Source organism: Pseudomonas sp. NFIX28 (genome assembly GCF_900107395.1).
GTDB lineage: Bacteria > Pseudomonadota > Gammaproteobacteria > Pseudomonadales > Pseudomonadaceae > Aquipseudomonas.
On sequence record NZ_FNPW01000001.1, the window covers coordinates 387,499 to 401,273 of the forward strand.

The 13,775-nt window shown below is 62.4% G+C and carries 9 protein-coding genes; 7 read left to right on the plus strand and 2 right to left on the minus strand.

The window, feature by feature from the left end:
• Positions 1–58 precede the first annotated feature (58 nt).
• Complete coding sequence (locus BLV20_RS01810) at positions 59–4,396, minus strand: amino acid adenylation domain-containing protein (RefSeq protein WP_092296134.1); 4,338 nt, start codon at positions 4,394–4,396, stop codon at positions 59–61.
• A 118-nt stretch (positions 4,397–4,514) separates the two neighbouring features.
• Between BLV20_RS01810 and BLV20_RS01815 the strand changes: the two genes are divergently transcribed.
• From BLV20_RS01815 to BLV20_RS01835, 5 genes are all read left to right on the plus strand, one after another.
• On the plus strand, positions 4,515–5,687 hold the full coding sequence (locus tag BLV20_RS01815; protein ID WP_092296137.1) for an isochorismate synthase: 1,173 nt from the start codon (positions 4,515–4,517) through the stop codon (positions 5,685–5,687).
• A gap of 27 nt (positions 5,688–5,714) precedes the next feature.
• The gene (locus tag BLV20_RS01820) at positions 5,715–7,550 is read left to right on the plus strand and encodes a (2,3-dihydroxybenzoyl)adenylate synthase (protein ID WP_092296140.1); all 1,836 of its coding nucleotides are present in this window, start codon (positions 5,715–5,717) and stop codon (positions 7,548–7,550) included.
• A gap of 64 nt (positions 7,551–7,614) precedes the next feature.
• Complete coding sequence (locus BLV20_RS01825) at positions 7,615–8,841, plus strand: histidine decarboxylase (RefSeq protein ID WP_092296143.1); 1,227 nt, start codon at positions 7,615–7,617, stop codon at positions 8,839–8,841.
• 45 nt (positions 8,842–8,886) lie between these two features.
• Positions 8,887–9,204, plus strand: a complete 318-nt coding sequence (locus BLV20_RS01830) for an isochorismate lyase (RefSeq protein ID WP_092296146.1) — start codon at positions 8,887–8,889, stop codon at positions 9,202–9,204.
• A 74-nt stretch (positions 9,205–9,278) separates the two neighbouring features.
• Positions 9,279–9,602 carry a hypothetical protein gene (locus tag BLV20_RS01835; RefSeq protein WP_092296150.1) on the plus strand — a complete coding sequence of 108 codons (324 nt, stop codon included), beginning with the start codon at positions 9,279–9,281 and terminating at the stop codon, positions 9,600–9,602.
• A gap of 108 nt (positions 9,603–9,710) precedes the next feature.
• Here BLV20_RS01835 and BLV20_RS01840 read toward each other — a convergent pair whose 3' ends face one another.
• Positions 9,711–10,625, minus strand: coding sequence for a LysR family transcriptional regulator (locus BLV20_RS01840; RefSeq protein ID WP_092296153.1), 915 nt, complete (start codon positions 10,623–10,625; stop codon positions 9,711–9,713).
• Between the two features lie 269 nt (positions 10,626–10,894).
• Here BLV20_RS01840 and BLV20_RS01845 point away from each other — a divergent pair, with 269 nt between their 5' ends.
• Together BLV20_RS01845 and pgm are read left to right on the plus strand one after the other, a co-directional pair.
• Positions 10,895–11,917: a zinc-dependent alcohol dehydrogenase family protein gene (locus tag BLV20_RS01845; protein WP_092296156.1), complete on the plus strand. Its 1,023-nt coding sequence runs from the start codon at positions 10,895–10,897 to the stop codon at positions 11,915–11,917.
• Positions 11,918–12,123: 206 nt separating this feature from the next.
• Positions 12,124–13,767: a phosphoglucomutase (alpha-D-glucose-1,6-bisphosphate-dependent) gene (gene pgm, locus BLV20_RS01850; protein WP_092296159.1), complete on the plus strand. Its 1,644-nt coding sequence runs from the start codon at positions 12,124–12,126 to the stop codon at positions 13,765–13,767.
• The last annotated feature ends 8 nt before the right edge of the window (positions 13,768–13,775 follow it).

Consider the following 13,775-nt stretch of genomic DNA (forward strand, 5'->3'; position numbering starts at 1 on the left):
TGTCAGAAAGCGGGCGTCACGTCGGCGCCCGCTCGGTTCATGGCAAAAAACAATCGGCTCAGGCGCCTGCTGCCGTGAGCAGTTGCGCCACCTCTTCGGGGTTGCGGCAACGCAACAGCTGTCCAGGCGATAGCGTCACGGCGAACTGCTCCTGCATCCGCGCCGATATGGCCTTCAAATGCTGTGGGCGCAGACCCAGGCTGATGAAGTCCGCTGGGGCGGCGTTAGCGGTCTGCCCCAGCACCGCCAGGTAAATGTCCAGCACCTTGTCCCGCGCCGTTGGCAGGGCAGGGGCGTCGGCCGCTGGCTGGGTGCAGAGCAGGGCCCGTGCCCGCTGTCGGTCGACCTTGCCATTTTGCGAAAGCGGCAGCTCGGCGACGCTGATGAAGCGCGTGGGTACATGCGACTGCGCAAGGTGCAAGCGCGCGTAGTTGCGCAGCTCGGTTGCACTCGGTGCTGCGCCGGCCGGGTCGCTGACGTAGAGCGCACCAAGGCTTACCTCGCCTTGGCGCGGGTCACCGAAATCAACCACCAGCACCTGTCGGAGCGAGCGATGCGTACTCAACGCCATCTCGATATCCGGCAGCGAAACCCGGACCCCACGCACTTTCACGTAGCCATTGACCCGGCTGTCGAAGAGCAAGGTGCCATCGGTGCGATAACGCCCGCAGTCGCCGGTTCGGAAAGCGCGGACCGGCAGGCCTTGTAGGTCGTTGACGGTGATGAAGTCGGTTTGGACTCGCTCGCTGCCTTGCAAGTAGCCCAGGGCCAGGTTGACGCCGGCGGTGTGAATGCGCCCAACCACGCCCGCTGGGCAATGGCGACCCTGGTTATCCAGGACGTAATAGCTGTTGCCAGGCAGCGGTCGGCCATATGGGATCTGCCCACGATCTTCCTCGCCGATTTCGTGCCAGATGCTCCAGATAGTGGTTTCGGTCGGGCCACCCAACGAGATCAACCGCGCGCCAGGCAACAGCTCGCGCAGTTCGGCAATCACCGTCGGCTTGATGTAGTCCCCCCCTTGGGCAATCAAGCGCAAGCTCTGCAATGCGTTGCCCGCGCGGCAGGCGAGGAGCATTTCCAGCATGGCCGGCACGGAGCACCACAAGCTGACCCGATGCTGGGCGATCAACTGGTTCCAGCGCACCGCGTCCTTGTCCTCGCCCGGGCCAGGCAGCACCAGTGTGGCGCCAGCGGTGAGGCAACCGAACACATCGAAAACCGACATGTCATGGTGCAACGGCGTCACCGACATGAATACGTCGCTGGCGGTCACGGCCCAGTTGGCCAGGGTGCTGCCGATCACGTTGCTGGTGGCGCGATTGTTCAGCACGACGCACTTCGGTTGGCCTGTCGTGCCGGAGGTATACAGGTAGTACCCCGGGGCATCGTTCATTGACAGGTCGGCCAGCGTATCGGGTAGTGCCGCAGGCGTTGCAAGCAGCTCGCCGCTGGTGGCTGTCGGGTGCCCGACGGCTTGGGCATCGTTCAGCACCACCAGATCGGGCTGGCAATTGTCGAGCAGGTAGCGCCTTCTTTCTTCCGGCGCCGCAGCATCGATCGGCACCCATATCAGCCCCGCCAGTGCGCAGGCCAGCGTCAGCTGGGTGTGTTCGAAGCTACGCGGCAGGCAGATGGCGACCACCTGTCCCTGGCGCAGCCCGCGGGCTTGCAGGGCGGCCATGATGCGGGCCACGCCGTCACCGAGTTCGTTATAGCTCAGTTGCCGGTCTGCGCAGACCAGGGCGATTTTGCGGTTGCCCGGCGTAAACAGATTGCGCGCTATCTGACCGAGGAACCCATCACCGTAAGCCTCGTCAGGCGGGCTGTTCAAACGGTAATGGTGGGTGTCGATGATTGACGCTGCTTCCACCGCGAAATCGCTACTGCTAGCGATCCGTTCGATGGCGCGCCCCAGCGTATGCAGGATGTCGGTGACCAGCGGTTGCGCGAGCACCTCGCGGGCATAGTCGATGTCGAGCAGCAATGCCCCATCGGCATTGGCCGAGAAGCGGATGTCCATGGCTACCTGAGGCGTCTGGGTCAGCCCGTCGTGCAGGCGCATGGCGCTGTCGGCAGGGGCCGAAGGCCAGGACAGGCCGTTGGTGATGACCACGGGTAACACCGGGCCCGGGCCGCACCTGTCGAACAGCAGGCGCGCCAGATCCACTCCGGAAAACGCCAGGTGCTGCAGGCCTTCCATCACGTCCACCTGCAAGCGGGTCGCACGCTCGACGAAACGCTCGTCGTCCGCTGTCCAGTTGATCGCAATAAAGCTTGAGCGGTTGGCGAATGCCGCGTCCGACAGTGGTGCAACGGGAATTGCCACGCACAAGTCGCCTTCGTTGACCCAGTGCGAAAGCACTTCGAGCACGACCGCCATCAGCGCGGAGTTCTTGAGCAGCCCTTGGCGGGCGCCGACCTTGCACAGTTTTGCAAAGCTTTCCTTGGGGACAAGCAGGCTTTCTCGTGCGTAGCGCGAAGCGCCAACCCGGTCCAGGGGCACCAGCCAGGGCAGACGCGGGGCGCCTGCGACGGGTGCCAGTTTGGTTGTCCAGTAGGCGGCGTCCACTTTTCGCTGCTCGCCCACATTCGCCTGTGCGGCTGTGGTCTCGCCCGACGGCTCTTGCGGCGTTAAGCCTTCGAACAATTCCAGCATCAACGTGGCGATCGAGCGCCCATCCAGAATCAACGCATCCATGCGGGCGAATACCACCAATTGCCTCTGGGCCAGCTTGAATACGGTGATGTTCCACGGCGCACGGTCCAGATCGAAGATGGCATGCGCAAAGTCGTCCCGCCGGGCATCGATATCGGCCAGCGCGTCTTCGATCGAAAGGTGGCGAAGGTCGATTTCATCCAGATTCAACTGCTCGTCTTCGCTGACGTACTGCACCCGCTTGTTCGGGTCGATACGCGTGCGCAGGCCGGGATGGCGCCGGACCATTTCAGCCAGGCGGCTGCGCAGCAGGTCTAGCGCCATTGCGCCGCGGTATTCGCGAAACTCTTGCATGGCCACGCCGCCGAGCGGCATCTGTGTGCTGCGCCCCAGGAGATAGGCTTGTTGCAACGCATTCAGCGGCTGCGTCGATACCTTGCGGGGCAACGGCTGGTCGAAGGTGGCGGGGCTCTTGGCGACGTCGGTCACCAACGACAGGAATGCCTCGAACAGCCGCGTTACCCAAGTCTGCGGCAGGGCGTCCAGGCGGATATCCCAATTGATCAGGATGCCGCCGTCGGCGCAGGCAAATTGTGCGTCGAGCGCGACCTGCGGGCCTTGCGAGATCAGCCAGTTCATTGGCCCAAAGTTACGCCGCACGCGTTCGGAAAGCAGCTCGCCACCGGGCATATCCAGGGCGGCGGTAAATACCACGGGAGCCAACTGTGGTGAGCCATGATGGCGAGAAAGGTCGCGCATGACGTTCACGCCGGAGTAGGCGCAATGCTCGAGCAGGCTCACCATTTTTTGCGCCAGTTGAGTGCTCAGCGCTGCCGGGCTGGTGTCGGTCTGGTTCTCCACGTCGAGGATCAGCACATTGGCGAAATCGCCAATGATCTGGTCGACGTCGTCCAGCAGAGGGTGGCGCCAGAACGTCGGTACGTTGAGACGAAACCGAGGGTCGCCGGTGTGCGCGCCGAGCACGGCCGCAAACAACCCGAGCATCAGGTTCGACAGGGTGATCCTGCGCTGCCGTGCCAGTTGCGTCAGCGCCTGGCGTTGCTGCGGGTCAAGCCAACTGCTCAGGCGTTCGCTGCGGGCATGTGCTGGTTGCTGCTCGAGCAATGGCAGGCTCGGCGCCGGTGCGATGTCGCCCAGGCGCTCGCGCCACCAGTGGCGATCGCGGTCATGGGCGGCCTTGAGCCGGGCATCGGAGCCCGCGCGGTCCCACCAGTCGAAGAAGGTCGGCCGGGCTCCCGCTGGCTGCTCGTGGTTTTCATACCTGTCAGCCAGGTCTTCCATTAATGTGCGGAAACTAGAGGGATCGACGCCGATCATGTCGGTATCTACGTGCAGGCGGAACTGCTGGTCGGCGAGCAGGCTGATACTGAAACGCGCAGGATTGCCGTGCCGCAGGTCCAGCTGTTGATGGCTCCACAGTTCACGTTTGCGCAGCAGGTGCTGCGTTGCCTCCTGCGCGGTCATCGAGCGCAGGTCGTCGACCTCGAGCTGCGGTGCCTGGTCGACCGAGGCGACGCTTTGTCGACCGTCCTCGCTGATTCGCAAGCGCAGCATGGGGTGCATCGAAGCGACTTGGGCCAAGGCGCTGCGCAGCCTTTGCAGGTCAATGGCATGGCCGTCGAACTCTGCGTACAGATGAGCTGAAACTTTCCCTAGTGCCGCATGAGCAGTGCGCCCGATCCAACAGGCGGCTTGCATCGAAGTTAACTCTCTCATGGATCACTCATATCACGTCATTGACAAGCCATAAGAAATGGCGTCCTCTATTATTAGAAACGAGAATGATTAAGTTTCAAGAGAAATTTTGACCAGCTAGCATGGAGGCTGATGCAAGATGAGAACAAGCGTCCTCAGGGCGAGTGACATCGACAAGGCACAACAGGAAACGAGTTTCTCATTCACCTCAGGTGATCGAGAATTGGTGGTCAGTGGTGCGATGCAGCGGGTTGAAACCCCTGCCGTTGGTGGGGATGACCCAGAAAGTGTGTTTCAGAAGGCGGTTGCGCGTGCTTTCGAACGTGCCCGCCAAGCAGGCCAGGCGAACCCGATCATGGTCGGCGCCGTTCCGTTCGACCCCGCCGAGGCTTCCTGCCTCTATATCCCCGAACACGCCGAATGGCGTACACGCAATGCAGAAGCGGAAGCAGAGGGCGCGAGCGCCGCATTGCCCGAGCTGCTCGAACAACACGACATACCCGGCGAACACGCCTTCAAGCGCTCGGTGGAGCATGCCATCGTCAACTTCCGCCACAGCGATGTGCGCAAGGCGGTGCTTTCCACTCAACGTGAGCTGGTGTTCGCACAGGACGTCGATGCTGAGATTGTCGAGCGCAACCTGCGTGCGCAGAACCCAAGCGGTTACCACTTCCGCGTGCCGATGGGCGATGGCGGGGTACTGCTAGGCGTCAGCCCGGAGCTGCTTGTGCGCAAGGAAGGGCCGAGCTTCATTTCCAATCCGCTGGCCGGTTCGGCCAAGCGCATGGCCGATGCCGAGGCTGACCGCCGTAATGCCGCGTGGTTGGCGGCCTCGGAAAAAGATCACTACGAGCACCAATTCGTTACCAGCGATATCGCCTCCCGGGTGGGCGAATGGTGCACCCGCCTGGATGTGCCCGAGCGTCCCTCCCTGATCAGTACGCCGGCGCTGTGGCATCTGTCTACACGCATAGAGGGCAACCTGATCGACCCGGGCGTGACAGCCTTGCAGCTCGCCTGCCGGCTGCACCCTACACCGGCCGTATGCGGTTTCCCTACCGAGCGCGCGCGGCGTTTGATCCGCTTCGTCGAAGCGGCCGAGCGCGGGCTTTTCACCGGCATGGTGGGATGGTGCGATGCACAGGGTAACGGGGAATGGGTCGTGACCATTCGCTGCGGCACGATCAGGCGCAATCGTGTCCGGCTGTTTGCCGGCGCAGGCATCGTCGAAGCCTCGCAGCCTGAAATGGAATGGGCGGAAGTCCAGACCAAGCTACGCACCATGCTGCGTGCTTGCGGATTGCCCCACTGAACCAAAACTTCTGATGTGTGAAACCTTATGACTCTTGAATTCAATCACTGGCCTCAGGACAGAGCTCAGCGCTATCGCGATCATGGCTACTGGATCGACCAGCCACTTACGCAGATTCTGCAGCAGCGTTGCCAAGCCCAGCCGAATGCGCTGGCGGTAATCTGTGGAGAGCGGAGTTTCACTTACGCCGAACTCGATCGACTGTCCTCCAACCTGGCTTCGCGCCTGGCGGCGCGAGGGCTTGGCCAAGGCGATACGGCGCTGGTGCAACTGCCAAACGTCGCCGAATTCTATGTGGCGCTGTTTGCCCTGCTCAAAGCCGGCGTTGCGCCGCTCATGGCGTTGTACAGCCACCGCAAGCTGGAGCTGACCTCATACGCCAGCCAGATCCTGCCGAAACTGTTGATTGCCTCCCGCGATCATGAAGTGTTTCGCGACGACAGCTACGTTGCGCTCTTCGAGCAAGCCGGCGCCCAGCCGCAGGTCACTTTGTTCCTGGGCGAGCCCGAGGCTGAGCGAAGCCTTGCACAGTTGCTCGACAGCCCCAGCGACCGCCCGGTGCATTACGCACCCACGGCAGCGGATGAAGTGGCGTTGTTCCAGTTGTCGGGCGGCAGCACCGGTACCCCGAAGCTCATCCCGCGCACGCACAACGATTACTACTACAACGCCCGCGCCTGCGCCGACGTCTGTGCACTGACGACCCGTAGCCGTTTCCTCTGCGCGGTGCCCGCGGCGCACAACTTCCTGCTCAGCTCCCCAGGTGCCCTGGGCATCATGCATGCCGGAGGCTGCGTGGTCATGGCCGCGAACCCGGAGCCTTTGACTTGTTTCGAGCTGATCCATCGGCACGAAGTCAATACCGTGGCCCTGGTCCCTAGCGCTGTCGCGCTCTGGTTGCAGGCTGCACCGCAGCACCGTGAGCAGTTGCAATCGCTGGAGTACCTGCAGGTCGGCGGCGCAGTGTTCGCCGACTCTCTGGCACGCCAGGTACCCGAGGTGCTCGGTTGCAAGTTGCAGCAGGTGTTCGGCATGGCCGAGGGGCTGATCAACTACACCCGCCTGGACGATAGTGATGAACAGATCTTCACCACCCAGGGACGCCCGATCAGCGCGGCAGACGAAATCAAGATCGTGGACGAGGAGGGCGTGCCCGTCGCACTTGGCGAAACCGGCATGCTCGCCACCCGCGGCCCTTACACCTTCTGCGGTTACTACAAAAGCCCGGAGCAGAACGTCAAGGCGTTTGACCAGGACGGCTTCTATTACTCCGGTGATCTGGTGCAGATGACTGCCACCGGCGACCTGCGAGTAGTCGGGCGGATCAAGGACCAGATCAACCGCGGTGGCGAGAAGGTGGCCTCGGAAGAGATCGAGAACCTGTTGGTGCTGCATCCGGAGGTCACCCATGCCGGGCTGGTGGCCATGCCCGATGAAAAACTGGGTGAGAAGAGCTGCGCATTTGTCGTTACGCGCAACCCCAACCTCAAGGCGCCGGCGCTCAGGCGTCACTTGCTGGATCTGGGCATCGCCGAATACAAGTTGCCGGACCGCATCCGCATGATCGAGGTCATGCCGCTTACTGCCGTGGGCAAGATCGACAAGAAGCAGCTGCGTCACCTGTTGGCGGTGGATACCACTCGCCAGTGGTTGCAGTCGCGGTTGGTGCAACTGCTCGAGGATGGCGATGAGCTTGATCCAGAGGAAAACCTGATCTTCTACGGCCTGGATTCCCTGCAAGTCATGAAGCTGGCCACCGAGCTCAAGGAGCGTGGCATTGCGGTGAGCTTTGAAGAGCTGGCCAGCGCCCCCACCCTGGCGGGTTGGTGGTCGCTCGTGGAAGCGCGCCAGAAGGCTGCCTGACAGCCAGCAGCAGGCCGCACCGGCTAGGGTGCGGCCTTTGAGGTCAGTTTAAAAGGAGTTGAATATGACTTTGTCTTTCGCCGATAAAACCCGGCTGGATGAGTTTTGGCAGCATTGCCTGGAACATCAGTTTTTCAACATTGGCTACCCGGAAAACGCCGACTTCGATTACTCGGCGCTGCATCGCTTTCTGCGCTTTTCCATCAACAACTGTGGAGACTGGGCGGCCCCCAGCAATTATGTGCTGAACACCTTCGACTTCGAGAAAGAGGTGATGGCGTATTTCTCCGAGCTGTTCGACATTCGCCTGGAGGACAGCTGGGGCTACGTCACCAACGGCGGCACCGAAGGCAACATGTTCGGTTGTTACCTGGGCCGTGAGCTGTTTCCCGACGGCACCTTCTATTACTCCAAGGACACCCATTATTCGGTGGCGAAAATCGTCAAGCTGCTGCGGATCAAATGCCGCGCGGTCGAATCCCTGCCCAATGGCGAGATCGACTACGACGACCTCCTGGCGAAGATTGCTGCCGACAACGAGCGCCACCCGATCATCTTCGTCAACATCGGCACGACCATGCGCGGAGCGGTCGACAACATTGCAGTCATCCAGCACCGCCTGCAACAGGCAGGCATTGCCCGCAAGGATTACTACCTGCACGCCGATGCGGCACTGAGTGGGATGATCCTGCCTTTTGTCGATCAGCCGCAGCCGTTTACCTTTGCCGATGGCATCGATTCGATCTGCGTCTCCGGCCACAAGATGATCGGTTCGCCGATCCCCTGCGGGATTGTCGTGGCCAAGCGCGACAACGTCGAGCGCATCTCCGTCGACGTCGATTACATCAGCGCCAGTGACAAGACCATCAGCGGTTCACGCAATGGCCATACGCCGATGATGATGTGGGCGGCGCTACGCAGTTACTCGCCGGCGCAATGGCGCCGCCGCGTCCAGCACAGCCTGGTGATCGCCCAGCATGCCGTCGACCGGATGCAGGCCGCGGGCATTGCGGCCTGGCGCAATGAAAACTCGATCACCGTGGTGTTCCCGTGCCCCTCTGCGCGTATCGCGAAGAAATACAGCCTGGCGACATCCGGTGATAACGCACACCTGATCACCACGCCCCATCATCGGGATACCCGTATGGTTGACGCACTGATCGACGAGATCATTGCCGAAACACAGCCGGAAGTCTGGCGTGCAAAACGCGACGACAGCGATGACCATACCGCCGGCATTCGGCTGCAGACGCACGTCCGCATGCCTGATTCGCGCTTCGATGTCATATGAACATTCCCCGACGATTTCCACCTCTGCAGATTTGAGACACTCACAATGTTGCCACTGAAAAGCCCTGATGCCTGCACCAGCCTTGACGATATCCGGGCGGGTATTGACCACCATGACCGGCAAATCTTCGAGGCGCTCGAAAAACGCCTGGGCTACGTCAAGGCTGCCACGCAATTCAAGGCCAATGAGCAGGCCATTCCGGCCCCGGAACGGGTCGCCGCGATGCTTGAACAGCGCCTCGCGTGGGCCGCTGACGCCGGGTTTGACCCGGCCTTCATCAAAACGCTGTACGAACACATCATCCATTGGAACATCCAGCAGCAAATACTCCACTGGCGTTCGCTTCATCCCGCGCAATCCTGATTGCACGGCAGCTTCGGGCCGCCAGGCGGCCCGACTCGAGAAACATTGGTTTGCGGTACGCCAGGGAGGCGTCAATGTACAGAGCGTTCGACTGCAGCAGCAGTAATGAACATATCCACGAGTTGCTTCAGCGCTACGGCTTACGCAGCAGTTTGCTGAGGCTCAAGATCATCGGCATCCTGCAAGATGCGGTTGCGCAAGGCAGATCCATAAGCGTGCGGGATGTGCATGAAAAGCTCCATGCCCTGGAGCTGACGGTCATCAGTATCCGTGAAGCGCTCAAGCGGTTGTCTGCCGTCGGGGTGATTGTGGCCAACCCGGACAGGACTTACAGCCTGGCGGCCGAGGCGCTGCTCATGCTGGGAACCGGGCAGCAGCCGCAAGGCCGTGTGGCCTGACTCGCAGAGGCTGACGCCATCGTGTAGCTCGGGACGAGCTCCGCGCATCGACCGCGGTTGAACACGGCGCGGGCTTCATGGGGCGTGCGGGGCGCCGTCCTGCAAGCTTCAAAGACTGTCAGGGTCGCCGAAGAACATCTGAATCCGCGAGCGCAGCCAGCGTTCGCCCGGGTCGTTGTCCTGGGAGCCGCGCCAGGCCATGTGCAATTCGAAGGTGCGCACCGGCAGGGGCGGGTCTTCGGCGCGCACGCCGCCAGCGGCGGTCAGGGCTTCAGCGGTGTAGTCGGGCACGGTGGCGACGATGTCGGTGCCGGTGAGCAAGGTGCTGAGGCCGTTGAACTGCGGCACGGCGAGCACCACGTGACGCTTGCGCCCGAGTTTTTCCAACTCTTCATCGATAAAACCGCTGAGGTCGCCGGCGAACGACACCAGGGCGTGGGGGCGGGCGCAGAAGTCGTCGAGGCTCAGGGCGCCGGGCATGGTGTCCGCCCGCAGCAGCTTGGGCAGGCTGCGGCGCAGCACCTTGCGCTTGGCATTGGCCGGCAGGTCCTGGGTGTAGCTGACGCCGATGGAAATTTCGCCGGAGGCCAGCAGCGCCGGCATCAGCAGGTAGTTGGCGCGGCGCACCACCAGGACGATTCCCGGCGCTTCGGCGCGCAGGCGCTTGAGCAGCATCGGCAGCAGGGCGAACTCGACGTCGTCCGACAGGCCGATACGGAACACTGCGGTGCTGGTCGCCGGGTCGAATTCCGCGGCGCGGCTGACTGCCGTGGAAATCGAGTCCAGGGCAGGCGAGAGCAGGGCGAAGATCTCCACTGCCCGCGCCGATGGCTCCATGCTGCGCCCGGTGCGCACGAACAACGGGTCGTCGAACAGGCTGCGCAGGCGCGACAGTGCCGCACTGATGGCCGGCTGGCCGAGGAAGAGTTTCTCCGCCGCCCGAGTCACACTGCGCTCATGCATTAATGTTTCGAACACGATCAACAGGTTCAGGTCGACACGACGCAGGTCATTACGATTCATCTTGAGTCCTGGCAGAGTCAGCAAACTTGACGAGAGCGGCCATATGAGAACAATGGCCGGCATGAATCTTACGGGGAAAGGCTGTTACTCTGCACCGGCTAATTGTTTTTTCCTGTAAGGAACCCTTCGCTCTGGCACGCTGTTTCCCGTTGTTGCAGGTGCTGCGGAATCAATGACAGGCATGTCGACTATTAATAGTCACTGATGGTCTTGGCCAGAAAGCCCAGATAGAGTTCAGGGCATTAGAGGTTACTTTGACGAGGTTTGCGATGTCCCGCACGATCCGTTTTCACAAGTTTGGTCCGGCCGAGGTGCTCAAGTGCGAAGAGCATGCGGCCGCTCTGCCTGCGCCAGGCGAAGTGCAGGTGCGTGTCGAAGCGATCGGCATCAGTTGGTACGACGTACTTTGGCGCCAGAACCTGGCGTCCTCCCATGCCCGCCTGCCTTCCGGCCTTGGCCATGAGATGGCCGGCGTGGTGACTGCGGTCGGCGAAGGGGTCGATGACCTGGCCGTTGGCGACAAGGTTGCCAGCTTCCCGGCTGAAAGCCCGAACGATTATCCGGTCTATGGCGAGCTGATCGTCCTGCCACGCTCGGCGCTGACCCGCTATCCCGATGTGCTCAGCCCGATCGAGGCCGCGGTGCATTACACGCCGCTGCTGGTGGCCTATTTCGCCTATGTCGACCTGGCGCGGGTCAAGCCCGGGCAGTTCGCCCTGGTCACCGATGCCAGCCATTGCGCCGGTCCGTCCTTCGTCCAGCTGGGCAAGGCGCTTGGCGTGCGGGTGATTGCCGCGACCAAGACCGCAGAAGAGCGTGAATACCTGCTGTCCCTGGGTGCCGAGAAAGTCATCGTCACCGAAGAGCAGGACCTGCTCATGCAAATCAACAAATACACCGACAACCGTGGCGTCGACGTGGTATTCGACGGCCTTGGCGGTCCGCAGATGTCGATGCTCGGCGACGTCCTGGCGCCGCGCGGCAGCCTGGTGCTGTACGGCCTGCAAGGCGGCAACCAGACGCCATTCCCGGCCTGCGCGGCGTTCCAGAAGAACATCCAGTTCTTCGTGCACTGCATCGGCAACTTCACTGGCAAGCCGGAACTGGGCATCATCCAGGACCAGGTGGCCCTGCAGCGCGCGTTGCGCGATATCAACCAACTGACGGCGGACCGCGTACTGCTGCCGCTGAAGACCCGGGTCTTCGGGTTCAACGAGTTTGTCGAAGCCCACCGCTACATGGACGAGTGTCCTTGCCGCGAACGGGTTGCACTGCAGGTCACGCCGGCCTGATCCTGACGCCAGGGTTCGCGATCGCGCACCCTGGCGTTTCTGTCTTCGCGGTCATTCCCCTCCTTATATTCCTGCCTCGATCCCGAGTGGCCTGCGCATGGCTGGCGACAGTCTCGAACCGCCACGGATAGATCCCGTCGCGCAGCGGTCAAACTGCCAGTAAACTGCGCAGCACTCACCGAACCATCCCTTTCCCGAGGTTATGCATGACACTCAGTCCTTTTGCGGGCAAACCGGCGCCGACAGAATTGCTGGTCGATCTTCCGCGACTGGTAACGGCCTATTACACCGGGCAGCCCGATGCCTCCATTGCCACCCAGCGTGTCGCCTTCGGCACCTCGGGGCACCGTGGCAGCTCGTTCGACTTGAGTTTCAATGAGTGGCACGTCCTGGCCATCAGCCAGGCGATCTGCCTGTATCGTCAATCCCAGGGTATCGACGGCCCGCTGTTTGTCGGCATCGATACCCACGCCTTGTCCACGCCGGCCGGCGCCAGCGCCCTGGAAGTACTGGCCGCCAACGGCGTGACCGTGATGATTGCCGCGGGCGACGAGTACACCCCGACGCCGGCGGTGTCCCATGCGATCCTTTGCTACAACCGCGGCCGTACCAGCGGCCTGGCCGACGGCATTGTGATCACCCCATCGCACAACCCGCCGCAAAGCGGTGGCTACAAGTACAACCCCACCAACGGCGGCCCGGCCGATACCCACATCACCAAGTGGATCGAAGCCAAGGCCAACGAGCTGCTGGCCAATAAACTGGCCGGCGTGAAGCGCATCAGCTACGAGCAGGCGCTGAAAGCCGACACCACCCATCGTCACGACTACGTCAACAGCTATGTCGCCGACCTGATCAACGTCATCGACCTGGACGCCATCCGCAACGCCAAGCTGCGCCTGGGCGTCGATCCGCTGGGCGGAGCAGGGGTGCGCTACTGGTCGGCGATTGCCGAGCACTATCGCCTGGACCTGGACGTGGTGAACAAAGAAGTCGACGCCACCTTCCGCTTCATGTGCGTCGACTGGGACGGCCAGATTCGCATGGACCCGTCGTCCAGCCATGCGATGCAGGGCCTGATCGGCCTGAAGAATCGTTTCGACGTGGCCTTCGGTTGCGATCCGGACCACGACCGGCACGGCATCGTGACCCCGACGGGCGGCCTGCTGGCGCCGAACAATTACCTGGCGGTGGCCATCGACTACCTGTTCCAGAACCGTCCGCAATGGCGCGCCGACGCGGCCGTGGGCAAGACCGTGGTCAGCAGCGGCCTGATCGACCGCGTGGCGGCGCGCCTGGGCCGTCGCCTGTACGAAGTGCCGGTGGGCTTCAAGTGGTTCGCCGACGGCCTGTTCGACGGCTCCCTCGGTTTTGGCGGTGAAGAAAGCGCTGGCGCGTCGTTCCTGCGCCGCGACGGTGGCGTCTGGAGCACCGACAAGGACGGCTTGATTCCATCCTTGCTGGCCGCGGAAATGACCGCCCGCACTGGCCGCGACCCGAGCCAGGCCTACCGCGCCTTGTGCGACGAGCTGGGCGAGCCGTTCTCGGTGCGCGTCGATGCCAAGGCCAACCCGCAGCAGAAGGCGCTGCTCGGCAAGCTGTCGCCGGAGCAAGTGACTTCGACCCAGCTGGCCGGCGAAAGCATCCAGAAAATCCTCAGCCATGCGCCGGGCAACGATCAGGCGATCGGCGGCCTCAAGGTCATGACCGAGAACGGCTGGTTCGCGGCGCGACCATCGGGCACCGAAGACATCTACAAGATCTATGCCGAGAGCTTTATCGGCGACGATCACCTGAAGCAACTGGTGCAGGAAGCGCAGACCCTGGTGGACGGCGCGATCAGCGGCTGATCCAGCGG